The 16,282-nt window shown below is 45.8% G+C and carries 13 protein-coding genes and 1 tRNA gene; 11 read left to right on the top strand and 3 right to left on the bottom strand.

What is annotated here, in order from left to right; genetic code table 11:
* The first annotated feature begins 116 nt into the window (after positions 1-116).
* The 5 genes from mutY to BN3282_RS07540 all read left to right on the top strand — a co-directional run bounded on the left by mutY (position 117) and on the right by BN3282_RS07540 (position 5,169).
* Positions 117-1,850: an A/G-specific adenine glycosylase gene (gene mutY / locus BN3282_RS07520; RefSeq protein ID WP_059067976.1), complete on the top strand. Its 1,734-nt coding sequence runs from the start codon at positions 117-119 to the stop codon at positions 1,848-1,850.
* A gap of 135 nt (positions 1,851-1,985) precedes the next feature.
* Complete coding sequence (locus tag BN3282_RS07525; protein ID WP_059067978.1) at positions 1,986-2,600, top strand: TetR/AcrR family transcriptional regulator; 615 nt, start codon at positions 1,986-1,988, stop codon at positions 2,598-2,600.
* A 16-nt stretch (positions 2,601-2,616) separates the two neighbouring features.
* Complete coding sequence (locus BN3282_RS07530; protein ID WP_059067980.1) at positions 2,617-3,540, top strand: diacylglycerol/lipid kinase family protein; 924 nt, start codon at positions 2,617-2,619, stop codon at positions 3,538-3,540.
* Between the two features lie 9 nt (positions 3,541-3,549).
* Positions 3,550-4,365: a glycerophosphodiester phosphodiesterase family protein gene (locus BN3282_RS07535; protein WP_059067983.1), complete on the top strand. Its 816-nt coding sequence runs from the start codon at positions 3,550-3,552 to the stop codon at positions 4,363-4,365.
* Between the two features lie 129 nt (positions 4,366-4,494).
* Positions 4,495-5,169 (top strand): phosphatase PAP2 family protein, encoded by a 675-nt coding sequence (locus BN3282_RS07540; RefSeq protein ID WP_059067990.1) that lies wholly within the window; start codon positions 4,495-4,497, stop codon positions 5,167-5,169.
* A 57-nt stretch (positions 5,170-5,226) separates the two neighbouring features.
* Here the strand turns inward: BN3282_RS07540 and BN3282_RS14665 are convergent, their stop codons facing one another.
* Entirely contained in the window at positions 5,227-5,523 is a 297-nt protein-coding gene (locus tag BN3282_RS14665; protein ID WP_147337194.1) for a helix-turn-helix transcriptional regulator, read from the bottom strand.
* Between the two features lie 463 nt (positions 5,524-5,986).
* Here BN3282_RS14665 and trpS point away from each other — a divergent pair, with 463 nt between their 5' ends.
* Positions 5,987-7,072, top strand: coding sequence for a tryptophan--tRNA ligase (gene trpS / locus BN3282_RS07545; protein WP_059067992.1), 1,086 nt, complete (start codon positions 5,987-5,989; stop codon positions 7,070-7,072).
* 112 nt (positions 7,073-7,184) lie between these two features.
* Here the strand turns inward: trpS and BN3282_RS07550 are convergent.
* Both BN3282_RS07550 and BN3282_RS07555 read right to left on the bottom strand, forming a co-directional pair.
* Positions 7,185-7,258, bottom strand: a tRNA-Arg gene (locus BN3282_RS07550).
* A gap of 246 nt (positions 7,259-7,504) precedes the next feature.
* Entirely contained in the window at positions 7,505-8,737 is a 1,233-nt protein-coding gene (locus BN3282_RS07555; RefSeq protein ID WP_059067994.1) for a 6-phosphofructokinase, read from the bottom strand.
* A gap of 182 nt (positions 8,738-8,919) precedes the next feature.
* On the opposite strand from BN3282_RS07555, the gene glf reads away from it, so the two are divergent.
* The 5 genes from glf to BN3282_RS07580 all read left to right on the top strand — a co-directional run bounded on the left by glf (position 8,920) and on the right by BN3282_RS07580 (position 16,249).
* The gene (gene glf, locus BN3282_RS07560) at positions 8,920-10,020 is read left to right on the top strand and encodes a UDP-galactopyranose mutase (RefSeq protein WP_059070326.1); all 1,101 of its coding nucleotides are present in this window, start codon (positions 8,920-8,922) and stop codon (positions 10,018-10,020) included.
* 52 nt (positions 10,021-10,072) lie between these two features.
* The gene (locus tag BN3282_RS15420; protein WP_059068002.1) at positions 10,073-13,810 is read left to right on the top strand and encodes a S8 family serine peptidase; all 3,738 of its coding nucleotides are present in this window, start codon (positions 10,073-10,075) and stop codon (positions 13,808-13,810) included.
* A 77-nt stretch (positions 13,811-13,887) separates the two neighbouring features.
* Positions 13,888-14,910 carry a hypothetical protein gene (locus BN3282_RS07570; RefSeq protein WP_059068004.1) on the top strand — a complete coding sequence of 341 codons (1,023 nt, stop codon included), beginning with the start codon at positions 13,888-13,890 and terminating at the stop codon, positions 14,908-14,910.
* Between the two features lie 11 nt (positions 14,911-14,921).
* Positions 14,922-15,569, top strand: a complete 648-nt coding sequence (locus tag BN3282_RS07575; protein ID WP_059068006.1) for a zinc-ribbon domain-containing protein — start codon at positions 14,922-14,924, stop codon at positions 15,567-15,569.
* A 32-nt stretch (positions 15,570-15,601) separates the two neighbouring features.
* A complete protein-coding gene (locus BN3282_RS07580) occupies positions 15,602-16,249 on the top strand; it encodes a zinc ribbon domain-containing protein (protein WP_059068007.1) in 648 nt (215 codons plus the stop codon).
* The last annotated feature ends 33 nt before the right edge of the window (positions 16,250-16,282 follow it).

A 16,282-nucleotide genomic window follows, 5' to 3' on the forward strand; every position in this document is an offset into this window, starting at 1 on the left:
AAGGGAACTATGACGAATATGTACGTAGTTCCTTTTCTTTATTTTTGCAGAAAAGACAGGTTCCTAAGCCGTATTATGCAAACAGCACGAGGAAAAAGGAGCGGGTGAGAGACAAAATGAAATATGAGAGAATAGAAACAGGGACATTTCTGGAAAGGCCGAACCGGTTTATAGCTTATGTGGAACTGCATGGAAAGCAGGAGACGGTACATGTAAAGAATACAGGGAGGTGCGCAGAACTTCTAAAAGTGGGCACGAAAGTCTATGTGCAGGAAAATGAGAGTGAAAAGCGCAGGACAAAGTGGGATCTGATCGCCGTACAAAAGGAAAGCCGCCTCATAAATATGGATTCGCAGATTCCGAATAAAGTCGTAAAAGAATGGATAGAAGCAGGCGGGATGTTTGAAGACGTGACATTGGTACAGCCGGAAAAGACCTACAAAAACTCTAGGTTTGATCTATATGTGGAGACAGGCAAACGAAAGATATTTATAGAAGTAAAAGGGGTGACACTGGAAGAAAACGGTGTATGCCGTTTTCCGGACGCTCCCAGCGAGAGGGCTGTGAAGCATGTACGGGAATTGTGCGAGGCAAAAAAAGAAGGTTACGAGACATATATATTTTTTGTCGTTCAGATGCAGGGTGTACGTTACTTCACACCGAATACAGACACCCATCCCGCATTTGCGGAAGAATTAAAAGAAGCAGTACAAAAAGGCGTCCATGTTGTGGCATATGATTGCAAGGTGGGAACAGACTGTATTGAGATCAGGAAGAAAGTACCGGTCATATTAGAGTGCCCTCGGCTGAAAGAAACGGTAGATCCTATTGTAAGCTGGTATCGGAAAAATAAAAGAAAACTGCCCTGGAGGGAACAGGCAGACGCATACCGGGTATGGGTCTCTGAAATTATGCTTCAGCAGACACGGGTGGAGGCGGTAAAGCCATATTATGAGAGGTTTTTAAAAGCGCTGCCGAATGTAAAGGCGTTGGCAGAAGCAGAAGAGGAGAAACTTCTGAAACTTTGGGAGGGCCTTGGATACTATAATCGTGTACGGAATATGCAGATTGCGGCGCGGCAGATCATGGAGAAGCATGATGGTGCGTTCCCTCGTGATTTTGAAGAAATCGCGGCTCTGAAAGGAATCGGCAGTTATACGGCGGGAGCTGTCAGTTCTTTTGCATATGGAATACCCAAACCCGCCGTAGACGGAAATGTGCTAAGAGTGGTTTCTAGGATACTTGCCAATGAGGAAGATATTATGAAGGCAGGTGTGAGAAAGAGGATAGAGCAGTTGGTGGAGGAAGTTATCCCGGAAGATGCTGTTTCGGATTTTAATCAAGGCTTGATCGAACTAGGAGCCCTTATATGTATTCCGGGAAAAGAACCTAAATGTGCTATTTGCCCGGTGAAGGAATGGTGTCTTGCCTTTGAGCAGGGAAAACAGGATCACCTGCCTGTCAGACAGAAAGCAAAAGGAAGAAAGGTAGAGAAACGTACGGTTTTTGTGTTCAGGGACACAGACGCGGTGGCAATCCGAAAACGGCCGGACAAAGGACTCCTGGCGGGCTTGTATGAATTTCCTAATGTGGAAGGACATTTGGGAAGAAAAGAAGTAATCGCTTACAGTCAATCTGTCGGATTGGCTCCAATCCGGGTGAAAAAGCTGCAGGATGCAAAACACATTTTCAGCCATGTAGAATGGCATATGAAAGGGTATGAGATATTGGTAGATGAACTGGAAAAAAATACTGGTTCGGATATGATTTTCGCCAAACGAAAAGAAATAGACGCAAAATATCCGATTCCATCTGCGTTTGAGACATACAGATGTGCGCTGGAAGGATAGCAGAGAGGTATTGCAAAGATATTAGAGCCCGCTCTGTTTTCTTGAATCTATACTATGTTTGTGCTACACTAAAAAATAAGAACAGTTATTAAAGTAGAAAATTTTCGTGAATGCGTATAAGAAAGGGTGTATCCAATGGGAGAACAGGCGGAGCTGTCCAAGCAGCAGCAGAAATCAAAGGAAACGAAAGAAAAGATTTTCCAGGCGGCAAAGAATATTTTGCAGAAGAAGGGGTATGAGGAACTTTCTATCAAAAATATATGTGAAGAAGCCGGTGTGTCTAACGGAAGTTTTTACCATCATTTTAAAACAAAGGATGATCTGCTGTCTTATTATATAGAAGATCAGCCCAGAGTAAACCCGGATTATCTGGCCGCGCCAAAGAGTGCACGGGAGGCTAGTCGGGCAATCGTGGAAGTTTATCTCAATTATGTGCAGTATTGCCGCAAGCTGGGCGTGGAGTTTATGTCGGGATATTATGATACAAAAAATCAGGCGCTGAACCCGGCGATCCGGACAGAGCGCCCTTACCCGATCGTAACGGTACAGAATTATGTAGAAAAGGCGGTACAGACCGGCGTTATTTCCCTTCGGGGAGAGATCGAGGAATTTACAACAGATATTCGTATGATCGTGATCGGCAATGTGTTCGAGTGGTGCCTTAGAAACGGACATACCGATTTTGAGGGAAATATGAGCCGTTCTTTGGAGAGATATCTGGACAGTACGCTGCAGGAAGGAAAAGAATAGGGATGGGAGAAAAAGTATGGAATATAATTTTATTGTGAATCCATGCGCTAGATCGGGAAAAGGGAAACTTATTTGGGACAGACTGGAACCCGTGTTGAAAAAGAAAAGAATCGCTTACCATGCCTATCTGACCAGATGTGCAGGAGACGCGGCAGATATAGCCAGAAGGATCACAGAGGATGGGAGAGAGCATATTCTTGCGGTACTTGGGGGCGACGGCACAGTCAATGAAGTATTAAATGGGATCTGTAATATACGAAAGTCCATACTTGGTTATATACCGATCGGTTCGAGCAATGATTTTGCCAGAGGGATGCAGATTCCAAGAGAACTGGAAGAAGCACTGGAACTGATATTGGAGAGCAGGCATATACGGGAAATGGATGTAGGTGTGATGAGTCGAAAGGAGAAGCAGAGGAGATTTGCAGTAAGTGCAGGGATAGGGTTTGATGCGGCGGTCTGCCATGAGGTCTGTCTGTCCAAGTGGAAAAGAATACTGAATGTATTCCATCTGGGAAAATTAAGTTATGCAGTGGTGGCGCTTAGGCGCCTGATAAAGGATCCGACAGTACGTGCCAGGATCTGTCTGGATACCGGAGAAGAGATGGTCTGTGACAGAACATATTTCATTGCTGGTATGAATCAGAAATACGAAGGCGGAGGCTTTCGTTTTTGTCCGCAGGCCTCGGCGCAGGATGGAAAACTGGATGTGATCATAGTGGAGGGAATCTCCAAATGGAAGATCCTCTGTCTGCTTCCGACTGCGTTCTGGGGCGGTCATGTGCGATTTAAAGGAGTGAGCGTACGGCAGTGTAAGAGTATGGAGGTACATTTGGAGAGTCCATTGCCGATCCATACAGACGGGGAACCTGTATTTTTAAGAGATGAAATGAAAGTATGTCTGATGCCGGACAAGATCAGGGTGATCGCAGGCTGCTAGGAGGAGCGCATGAAGTGGTTGTTGATAATCGGAATACTTGTGTCTTGCTTGCTATTGTATCTGTTTCTTATAGCACCGCATTTGGGCGGCAGAGAGAGGATGCATCCGTTTTTGGGAGTCCGGTGGGCGCATCGTGGACTGCACAGCGCACAGTCGGGAATACCGGAGAACTCTATGGCAGCCTTTCGAGCAGCGGTGCGGGAAGGGTATGGAATCGAGTTGGATGTCCATTTATCCAAAGATAATAAGATTGTTGTGTTCCATGATGATACATTCGATAGAGTATGCGCAAAAAGCGGGACGGTAGAAGAAACAGACTACCGAGAGATGCGGACATACAGCCTTTTGGATACAAAAGAGAAAATTCCTTTGCTTAGAGATGTACTGTCCTTTGTGGACGGGCGTGTTCCGCTTTTGATCGAAGTGAAGCTACCTACAACCGATACAAAGATATGCGAATATCTGGAAAGAGAGCTGAAAGAATATAAGGGAAGATATATGATCCAGTCGTTTAACTGTTTTGTGCTGCACTGGATAAAAAAATATCATTCGGACGTTTTACGAGGCCAGCTGTCTGAAAATCTCACACGGACGGGGAAGCATCCGCATTATGTATTTCGCTTTCTGGTGAAAAATTTATTGACAAATGCACTTTGCCGTCCGGATTTTATTTCCTACAAAATGTCTGATACGGCGAATATAAGTCTTTGGCTGAATCAGTATCTGTTTCGTGCGCCTATCGCTGTGTGGACTCTTCACGGCGAAAAGGAAATAAGACAGGCAAAGAGAAGGTTTCAAATGTATATTTTTGAGCGTGGCCGATAGAAACGGGGGAAGTAGTAAAGAAATTCAAAAGATTTGTTAAGGATTTATGAAGAGTATTGTTGAGAAAATAGAATCGTGATATAATCGGTAAAACATTGAAGGAATTTAATAAAGAAGGAAGTTGCTTATATGGCAGTAAAAGAAAGAGTTTTTAATTTTATAAAGAAATATAAACATGCATGGGTATTTCTTTACGTGCTGATCTACATGCCGTGGTTTATGTATTTGGAAAAGCATATTACAGTACAATCGGAGTATCATGTGATCCACTCGGCGCTGGACGATAAGATCCCGTTTATAGAATTTTTTATCGTGCCTTATCTGCTCTGGTTCGTGTTTATTGCTGTGGTTTTTCTATATTTTTTCTTTACCGATGTAAATGGATTCTATAAGCTGGCAAAGTTAAGTTTTATAGGGATGACGCTTTTTCTTGTCATCTCCACGCTGTTTCCAAACGGTCTGGCGCTTAGACCGATCGTGTTCCCGCGGGATAATATATTTACAGATATGGTGAAGATGCTCTATATGGCGGATACACCTACAAATGTATTCCCAAGTCTGCATGTGTTTAACTCTCTGGCGGCGTGTATCGCTATTTATGAAAGCAAGACGCTTAAGAGACATAAAATGATCAGTTCGTGCGCATATGTTCTGGCCGGATCCATTATCTTGGCTACGATGTTTTTAAAGCAGCATTCGGTGATCGATGTGATGGGAGCTTGTCTGATGGCGTATACATTGTATCAGTTTGTCTACGCAGCAGAACGCAGGAAAGCTCCGAATGTGAGTAAACAGACAGTATAAGTACACAGGAAAATCGCATAAAAAGATGAAAAGGTTCTGTAAAGCTGTACCCGGTCTTTACAGGATCTTTTTTGCGTGCGTCCCGGTATATTGAACAGAAAATTTGCGCAGTTCGCCGGGAGTCATATGAAAGGTACGTTTAAATAAGCGGTTAAAATAACTGCAATTATCAAAACCAACGCTGAAGGCAATGTTGGTGACAGAGTCTTCTGTTGTTTCCAGAAGCCTTTTGGCCTGGTTTAACCGATAGTGGTTCAGAGATTCAATGGGAGAGGTCATCATTCCATGCGCAGAGATATCCCCGATGTTTCCAGAGTGACCAGGTCGGTTCGATGTGTATATAATTCTTTCCACAATTTGCAGAGTGCTATATGTATATCCAGTTCTTCAAGGGGCGGCGCATTCTGGCACTGAGAGAGTATAATCTCTTCAGGGATTGACGCATTAGTATTAGCACCGCAGGATGCTTCTGTGAACGTATTGAAAGAAAGCGGGCAAGATCGCAAATGTAAAAGTAGGTGGCATATGACGTGGCAAACGACAAGGAGTATGATGGTGAGCCGAAAGTAAAACTGGAATTACTGGCAGTATCCCAGGAGAACTTAAGAGAATAAGAAAAACTAGTTTACTGAATATTTGTGACTGGATGTATAAAAACAAAGCCTTAAATATGTCTAAATTTACTAAAAACAGAGTGCGGCAGCTTCTTTTGGAGAGAAATAGTCGTTCCCAAAAGGTAAGGATGGTGTTATAATAATAAAAGCGTCTCGCCTTGTACAGGCGGAGAAAGTTCAGAAGCGCAGGAGGAAGAGAAAAGATGGGAAAGATAATGCTGACAGGCGACAGGCCTACGGGCAAGCTGCACGTGGGGCACTATGTGGGTTCTTTGAAGCGCAGGGTAGAGCTGCAGAATAGAAATGATCTTGATGAAATGTATGTAATGATAGCAGATGCACAGGCTTTGACGGATAACGCGGATAATCCGGAGAAGGTGCGTCAGAATATTATAGAGGTGGCGTTGGATTATCTTGCCTGTGGTCTGGAACCGGAGAAATGTACGATGTTCATTCAGTCTCAGATCCCGGAATTGTGTGAATTATCCTTTTATTATATGAATCTGGTGACTGTATCAAGACTTCAGAGGAATCCGACGGTGAAGGCGGAGATACAGATGCGGAATTTCGAGGCAAGTATCCCGGTAGGGTTTTTTACCTATCCGATCAGCCAGGCGGCAGATATTACGGCATTTAAGGCGACGACAGTTCCCGTAGGAGAGGATCAGCTGCCGATGCTGGAACAGACAAAAGAAATCGTACGAAAATTTAATTCCGTGTATGGGGATACGCTGGTGGAGCCGGAGATCCTCCTGCCGGAGAATCAGGCATGCCTGCGCCTGCCGGGTACAGACGGCAAGGCAAAGATGAGTAAATCACTGGGAAACTGTATTTATTTGTCAGAGGAGCCAGAAGAGATACAGAAGAAGGTGTTCAGTATGTTTACGGATCCAGAACATATCCGTGTGGAGGACCCGGGAAAATTGGAAGGCAATACTGTCTTTACGTATCTGGACGCATTTTGCAGGCCAGAGTATTTTCCGGAATTTTTGCCGGATTATGCAGATCTGGATGAACTGAAGGCACATTATAAACGTGGCGGCTTAGGAGACATGAAGGTGAAGCGTTTCTTAAATAAAGTACTGCAGGCAGAATTAGAGCCGATCCGCAATCGCAGGAAAGAATATCAGAAAGATATACCATACGTATATGAGATCTTGAAAAAGGGCAGTGAAAAGGCGGAAGAGACTGCCGCGCAGACACTGCACGATGTAAAAGAGGCGATGAAGATCAATTATTTTGAAGATCAAGAGTTGATCGCTATGCAGGCAGAAAGGTTTGCTAAATAAACGGCAGAAGATAACATACTTTAAGTGGAACTGTGTGAAAAGAAATTCATGACAGTTCCACTTTTTATGCAATAAAAAAACTGTTCTGAATTTCAGAACAGTTTTTTCCCTACGTGCGATAGAAGATTCGAACTCCCGACCTTCTGGTCCGTAGCCAGACGCTCTATCCAGCTGAGCTAATCGCACACATGTGAAGTTTTTCGTTCACAGCAGATATTAGTATATAATATTGTGTGGATGTTGTCAAGTACTAGAAGAAAAAATATTCACCAAAAATATTCATTTTTCTGTAGCAGTCTCAATTTACCAAATTTACCAGATATTTACAGTCTGATATCTGTAGTCCGCATATGTACACAGGAAGTGAATAAAAGTGCCGGGCAAGGCGTCCTTTTTCGCTGCCCGGCGCACTTTTGTATACAAATGAAAAGTTTAATAAGGACGGAATAGATGTCTTGGGATTCCGTCTACCATGATAGGAGACACGTCCCCTTGTATCAGCGGCCGTACATAGTTGACAAATTCGTCTGTCACATAGGTCCCTTCTTCATTCAGCCATTCTCTTGGAACTAATTTTTCATCATTAGCGATCTTGTGTACGTCTTTTACCTCTGTTCCGCTCTGGTAAGGATCGTCGGACAGGCGCTTAAGAACGACCATCTTGCCGGAATCGCCTTCATCTGCGGCTTTTACTGCGGCTCCGCCTACCTGATATGCTTCCAGGATATCTACACGGGATGCGCAGTGAGAAGCGGAACGCTGCAGGGAACTTAGTTCGATGGCGCGTGTCTTGCAGCCGATCTCTCCGGCAATATAACTTGCCAGATAATTCGCTGTACCGGACAGCTGCTTATGTCCAAATGCGTCTACAAAATCAATGCTCTGTCCCAGTTCGCATACATACCGTCCGTCAGCGAGGCGGATCCCTTCCGAGATTGCCACAACGACAGAAGGTTTCTGCTCCAGAAGTTCTTTTACCTTATTGCCGAACGTCTCTATGTCAAAGGGAAGCTCGGGCAGATAGATAAGATCAGGACCGGAGCAGTCTTCGCCTTTTGCCAGCGCTGCGGCGCCTGTCAGCCAGCCTGCGTTTCGTCCCATGATCTCCACGATCGATACAAGTCCGTTTTTATATTCCAGGCAGAAGCTGTCACGGATGATCTCCTTTACAGAAGTGCCGATATATTTCGCGGCACTGCCATAGCCAGGCGTATGATCGGTCAGGGCAAGGTCATTGTCGATCGTTTTAGGACAGCCGACAAAACGTGTAGGATGTCCGGTTACGATGGCATAGTCGGACAGTTTTTTGATCGTGTCCATGGAATCATTGCCTCCGATATAGATGAATGCCTCGATATTTAATTTGTCCAGAATTTTGAAAATCTTTTCATATACATCCCTGTCCTCATGGATCTCCGGCAGTTTATAACGGCAGGAACCTAAAAATGCCGCCGGCGTACGCTTTAGAAGCTCGGCATCCAGTTCATTGGTAATAAATGCAGACAAGTCGATATATCGTTCCTGCATCAGTCCCTGTATTCCGTGAAGCATACCGTATACTTTTTCAGCGCCCCTGTCTTTTGCAGTACGGTATACGCCTGCAAGGCTGGAATTGATCGCGGCAGTGGGTCCACCGGATTGGCCAACGATTATGTTTCCTTTCATGTAGAATACCTCCGTCTCAATAGATTATTAATTTATATTTTAGTGCATTTTGCCTAATTTGTAAACGCATAAATAAAAAAAATCGTTAAAATGACGAAAATTATCAAGCGAAAAAGATGATATAATGTTTTCAGGTGTTTCATGAGTATGAAACAATGTTCTATCGGAAAGGAAAAGAGAAGATGAGCAAGTATGACTATCTGATCGTCGGCGCAGGACTGTACGGCGCAGTCATGGCGCACGAATTGACGAAGAGAAATAAGCGTTGTCTTGTGATCGACAAAAGAGAGCACATCGCGGGCAATATCTATTGTGAGGAGATAGAGGGGATCCAGGTCCATAAGTACGGAGCGCATATCTTTCACACGTCTGATAAAAAAATCTGGGAATATATGAATCAGTTTACAGAGTTTAATAACTATATCAATTCTCCGATCGCGGTTTATAAAGATGAATTATATAATCTTCCATTTAATATGAATACATTCAGCAAAATGTGGGGGATCCGTACGCCACAGGAAGCGAGGGACATTATCCAAAGACAGGTCGAAGAATCCGGGATCACCGATCCAAAGAATCTGGAAGAACAGGCATTGTCTCTCGGCGGCAGAGATATCTATGAGAAACTGATCAAAGGGTACACAGAGAAGCAATGGGGGCGTGACTGTAAAGAACTGCCGGCATTTATCATCCGGCGGCTTCCGTTTCGCTTTACTTACGATAATAACTATTTTAATGATCGTTATCAAGGCATACCGGTGGACGGATATACCGCTGTCGTAGAAAGAATGTTAGACGGTATAGAAGTAAAGACGGGAACCGATTTCTTTGCTCTGAAAAAGGAGCAGCCCCAAATTGCGGAGAAGGTGATCTTTACAGGCATGATCGACGAATATTTCGAGTATTGTCTGGGCGCTCTTGAATATCGTTCTGTGCGGTTTGAGACAGAGGTGCTGGACTGTGAGAACTATCAGGGGAATGCGGTCGTCAATTATACAGAAAGGGAGATTCCCTATACCCGGATCATAGAGCATAAACATTTCGCTTTCGGAAAACAGGAGAAAACGGTTATTTCCAGAGAGTATTCTTCTGCGTGGAAAGTCGGAATGGAACCGTATTATCCGGTGAATGACGAGAAGAATGAGCGGCTCTATGAAGCGTATAAAAAGCTGGCGGTAAAAGAGCGGGACGTTGTCTTTGGGGGGCGTCTCGGCGAGTATAAATATTATGATATGGATAAAGTCGTCGCCGCGGCGCTTGCGAAAGTCGAAGAGATCGTTTAAGTGTATAAGAAGGTAAACGGGATATAAAAGAGAGGAAGAAGAGGAAAAGGGAATGAGAAAGATGAGTTTGCGGATCGTATCGGTCCTTGCGCTGCTTGGACTGGCGTTTGTTCCCCTGGGCGGCGAGCTGAACCGCTGGGGGTTTACCTTTGTTGTGTTTGCGGTTGTTCCGGTGGGGATTTTATTTGGCGGAAGTTTTATAAAAAACAGGATCCTGCATGTACTGCTTACCTGTCTGGCGGCAGTGCTGGGGATCCTTGGCATGTCTTTTCTGCTGGTTACGGCGGCTCTTAACTATGGAGCGGCATATTTGTTTTGCGTATCAGAATTTAGAATGCTGCAGGGTGTGTGGCTGACCTGGCTGTTTTTCTGGATCCTTTTGTTTATGGCGATTGCAGGAAAGAAGGCGGGAAAACGTATGATCCCTGCGTTGATCGCCGGTACTGTATTTGTAGTATGTCTGCTCGCCGCAGGCGCGGTTTTTATCATGGACAGAATGAGCAGTCCGGATCCTTCCCCGGAAGAGGGAGGGAGCGCTGCGCCGTATGACTACACGCAGGAGGATATCTCGCAGGATGAGGAGACGGGGATCTTCTATGTGAACAATATCGTCATGGTGTTCTTTGAGCCGGATACTTCTAAGGATGATAAACAGGCGGTAGTAGAGGCGCTGAACGGAGAAGCCGCAGGGGAAGAAGAAGTGATCGATCTCATGATGATCCGGGTGGAAGCCTCCTCTTATGCGGAGCTGGAAGCCCTTTGCGAAGAAGTCCGCCAGATGGAAGGCGTGCAGGAGGCGACGACAGATCTGGCAGCCCCTGTGACATCGAATTATGAGCCCAACGATCCATTTGGAAAATATTGGTATAATGCGCTGTGGACAGATAATACATGGGATGTGGATGCTCCTTCCGGAAATAACTGGTGGGCGGAGGCAATCGACGCACCGGCTGCCTGGGACCACAGAAAGGAACTGTCTCCTGTCAGTGTAGGAGTCGTAGACAGTGGCGTGGATGCCGGACATGAGGACCTATCGATCACTCTGCTCAACGAAGAACTGAATGTTCCTTCCGAAAGCGATCACGGGACGCATGTCAGTGGGCTGATTGGCGCTGCCATGGATAATGAGAAGGGAATCGCAGGGGTGGCGCCCAATGCCAGGATGCTGGGCTGGGACCTGCAGCCGTCAGATGCGCAGCAAAAAGAAGGTGGATGGGATACAACCAGTTCTCTTCTGTCTGGGATAGTCGCTTCTGTAGAAGAAGGCGGCGCCCGCACGATCGTGAATTTATCCCAGGGACTGAGCCCGGGAGGATTGAAGGAAGAGACGGGGAGCGATATACTCAGCGATGAACAGCGATGGGCTCATGGCGCAAGAGCATCCGCGTATATGTCCGCTTTACTTATAAGGGGATATGATTTTGTGATCGTACAGTCCGCAGGAAACGGAAATGCAGAAGACATAGGATATGATTCTCAAAATAACGGTCTTTTCTGTAATGTAACAGAAGAAAACTGTGAAACTTTCGGGGGAAAGGTAGAGCCGCAGGCGATACTGGACCGGATCATCATCGTGGCGGCGGCAGAGCGGCCAAATAAGGACGGGGAATATACACTCTGTGATTTTTCCAATTATGGAGACAGGACTACGCTGGCGGCGCCGGGGGATGATATTTACAGTACGGTCAAAGGCAAATATGGAGAAATGTCCGGGACTTCTATGGCGGCGCCTATCACTGCAGGCGCTGCTGCGGCAGTCTGGGGCGCGCAGCCCGGCTTAAGCGGCGCGCAGATCAAGGGTATACTTCTGGACACCGCCCAGACCCAGGTCGCTCCGAATAAAGCAACAGAAGCTTCCAAAGAAGATGCGCTTCCACTTCTGAATGTGGGGGAGGCTGTGGAAAAGGCGCTGGGAATAGAAGCAGAAAATACAGATAAAGGGATCTATGAAAAGTATATAAAAGCAGCCAAGGTCACGACAGTGCAAGGCAAATGGACGGAAAATGTATATCTGGATATGGAAATACAGGTTCCTGACGGCAGTGATCGGGATACGGTCCTGATCAACGCACAGATGGAGACCGAGATCTCCGATTATGACAGAGAGGATATAAGCAGTGTCCGGCTGAAAGGAGAAGGATACAGCAGCGGAAAGGAATATACCTCTTGGGAGATGACGTATGCCAAGGGGGTAGCGTCCTATGTGTACTCGGAGCCGACAGAGCAGAAGATGGAGCAGGAGATACAGCCGGAGATTTTTGATTTCTTCAATCTGCAGGAATCTTCTCTTTTGGATGGCGCAATAGACGGAGACGAGATCACTTTTTGGCTGAGCCGGGAATCCCTGGAGGCAGCCGCAGGGACTACGCTGACACAGCTGCTTCAAGACGACGGGTTTGCGTATGAGAAGGCGGCGGTGACAGCCAGGATCGATCCGTCCAGCGGCCAGCTCTTAGGACAGACCATCGAGATCACAGGTACGATAGCGTATGAAGGAAGTGAACAGCCAGCAGAATGTGTACTGGACTATGCCTTTGAGGCGGAAGAGATGGACTACGGGGAATTGACGCCGGGCAATGGGGATATGTCAGAGGAAAGGGATATTGTACTTGTACTGGATAACTCCGGAAGTATGGCGGAGTCTGTAGCAGAAGGCAGTTCCTCTGAAGTGCCGATCGAAGAAACAAGGGAGGCGGCGCTGAAATTTGTAGATACGGTTCTTAAGGAAGATGCGAGTATTGGTATCGTAACATACAATAATGATGCAGCTATGCGCTCGGATTTTTCAAAAGACCAGAGCTTTCTGGAAGCGGCGGCATATAGTATCCGGGCAAACGGCGGCACGGATATAGAGGCAGGCTTAAGCACGGCACAAGAGATGCTTTCCTACAGCAGCGCAAAGAAGAAGAGCATCGTATTGATGAGCGACGGCATGCCAAACGATGGAAAACAAGGGGAAGAGCTCATATCCTATGCAGATTCTCTGAAAGGAGAGGATATTGAGATTTATACACTGGGATTTTTCAGCAGCCTGGAGTCAGAAGATAAAGCGGCGGCGCAGTCGCTGTTGTCTCAGATCGCAAGCGAGGGACATCACTATGAAGTGGATGACGCAGAGAATCTGGTATTCTTCTTTGAGGATATCGCGGATGCGATCAATGGCCAGCAGTATATATATATTAAGATTGCCTGCCCAGTGGATGTGACTGTGAGATCCGGCGGAGAGACACTGAGTTCCAAGGAAGAAGACTTCAATACCAGGACCGCTTTTGGTACATTGACGTTTGAAGAAGGAGATGCCGGAGAAAGCGTTCAAGAAGAAAGCGCCGGTGAAGAGAGAAGTGGCTTCTTCGGTCAAACACAGATCGGGGACACTGGTGCAGAAGAGGCTGCTAAGGAAGATGACAGGGTGAAGATCCTCCGTTTGAAAGAAGGCACAAAATATGACGTACAGATAGAAGGCACCGGAGACGGCAGCATGGATTATACGATCGGTTTCATGGACGAGGATGGCGAATATGCCGATTTCCGGGAATTTGAAGATATAGAGATCAACGAGGATACAAAGATCGATACAGTGGCAGAAAATGCTTCTAAGACTGTACTCAAAGTGGATGAAGACGGAGACGGCAGATATGACCTGCAATACAGGGCAGGAGAAAATGAAAATGGAGAACTGATAGATCACAGCTGGATACGCTATGTGATCATTGGAGCGGCAGGAGTTATTTTTGCTCTGCTCGGTATTTTGGCGCTGCGTCATTGGAAGAAAAAGAAAAAAACACAATAAAAGAAAGTGCTGAAAAAGATGGAAAAACCAGATAGAATCCAGTATAATATGTAAGGGACAGGGAGGTGGATGCAGGCATGAAAGAAAAATTAAAGTATATCATAGCTGTTTTAGCGGCAGGGACCGTGGGTTTGGGCTTTGTACCATTTGTGAAAATCGGGACTCTTAGATTGTCTTTTCTGGAGATCTTTAAAACGGGACTTGGCTTTTATACGGGGACAGAAGCAGAAGAACTGTTGTTTTCGGCTGTGCGGACGTATACAGAAAGTTCTATATGGGGGATAGCAGGCGTTGTATTGGCGATTCTGCTGGGCGCTTTTCTCATTGCGATACTGCCGGGACGCATTCCCTATGTGGTCGGGATGATCTCAAGTATCTTAGACGGCGCGGCGCTTGGAGGAATTTTGTTTTTGCTTTGTGGTTCCTTAAAAGAGATGGAAAAGACAGCGCTGCTCGTGGGAAAGGAAAATGCGGTTGAACTGCAGATCCTGACATTTTTGATCTTTGCCGTATGTTATGTGTTTCTTTTCCTTTTATCACTGATCGGGATTTTACTGTGGAGCAGGGGAAAAGAGGATGCAGAGCCGGAGATGGAAGAAGTCTTCGGAGCGGAAGAGGAAACGATCGCGATGCCTTATATGGAGGATACATTCCCGGAATATGAGACAGAAAAAATGGAGTTTCCCGGACAGACAGAGCAGATGTTAAAAGAAGAGCTGTTTGAGGAAGAGCAGGAAAAGGAACGTGCGGCTTTTATACAGGAGCAGGAAGAAAGCGGAAAAGATACAGAAAGATTTTCCGGGGAAATATGCGGGGAGGCCGGTCTGCACAGCGGAAAGCGCTATGCGTTAAAAGGCGTGCCGGAGATCTTCTTCCTCTGGGCAGAAGAAAGCGCGGTCTTAAGTACTTTTGAGAGTCCGCAGGCGCTCGTATCTGTCCGCTATGAAGCGGAAGAGGGACAATACTGTGTGGCGCCGTTCGCGGTGAAGACGGTATTTCTGGAAAGCGGACAGCCGCTTGGAAAGGGACGCAAGTACTACGTTCCCGGGGGAACCAAAATATATATAAAAAATAAAGAAAATATATTTACTTTAGTGTAGGAGGGACTTATATGTTTTGTAAAAATTGTGGAGCACAGTTAAACGAGGGCGTAAAATTCTGCTCAAAATGCGGAGCACCGGCAGCAGGCGGAGGCAATAGCGGACAGCAGGATGATTCCAATACACGTGCGCAGGCTGCTAAGAAACCGCCGTATCTGGCGATCGGCGCGATCGTGTTAGGCGTGATCGTGCTGCTGCTGGCAGGGAAATTTTTGTTTGGCAGAGGATATGTAAAGCCGCTGAAAGCATTTGTAAAAGGAATCGAGCAGGAAGATGGCGAAAAGATCTTATCCGTTTACAGTAAAAAGACGGTCAAAAAGATGGAGGACAACTTTGGTTTAGAAGGCAGAAAACTGGAAAAATATTGGGAAAAGAATGCTATCTATGCGCTGACGAGCGAAGAACTGGAAGGAAAAGATATTAAAATAAAATATAAGATCGAAGACAATGAGAAACTGGATAAAGATGACATCAAAGATATCGAAAAGGAATTAAAGGAGTACATGGACATCCGGGAAGATGTCAGTGCGGCGCGGGAACTGGAAGTCGCGTTTACCATTTACGAGGACGGCGACAAAGAAGACGAAGTGGATGTTACAATGGAAGTGATCAAAGTGGACGGCAAATGGTATCTAAACTGGGGAAGCTTTGAATATTAAAATACAAAAAAGGAAAACAGGAGGAAAAGAGTATGTTTTGTAAAAATTGTGGCGCGCAGATAGCGGAGGGGACAAAATTCTGTCCAAAATGCGGTGCATCTGCAGGAAATGCAAATGCAGGGAATAACGGAGAAACCGGGCAGGCAAAGGCAGGAAAGAAGCCGCCGTATCTTGCCATCGGACTGATCGCGGTGATCGCGGTCGTGGTGATCATCCTGGCCGTGGTGTTGGGAAAGACCGTGTTTGGAAAGGGATACGAAAAACCAATTAAAAATCTGATCAAAGGTGTGGAAGAACAGGACGGAGAGATGATCTTGTCTGCTTTTTCCGATGAAACCATCGAGGCTTTGGAAGACGAGATGGGCGTGGACAGAAAAGATCTGGAAGACATGATGGAAGAAGAATTTGAGTATATGTTCTCAGACGAGGAATATGAAGACGAAGATCTGGAATTCAAATATAAGATCGAAGACAATGAAAAGCTGGACAAAGACGACATCAAAGACATAAAAGATGAATTGAAAGATTACTATAATATCCGGGAGGATATTAAAGCTGCGAGAGAGTTGGACGTAACGCTCACAGTTTATGTGGACGGAGAGGAAGAGGAAGATTCGGAAGAAACTTTGACTGTGATCAAGGTAGACGGAAAATGGTACTTAAGTCCATCAAGTTTCTAAAAACGGATGAGCCTGCCGGAGTGGATCTGGCAG

Source organism: Mediterraneibacter massiliensis, from assembly GCF_001487105.1.
In the GTDB taxonomy this organism is placed as follows: Bacteria; Bacillota; Clostridia; order Lachnospirales; family Lachnospiraceae; genus Mediterraneibacter; species Mediterraneibacter massiliensis.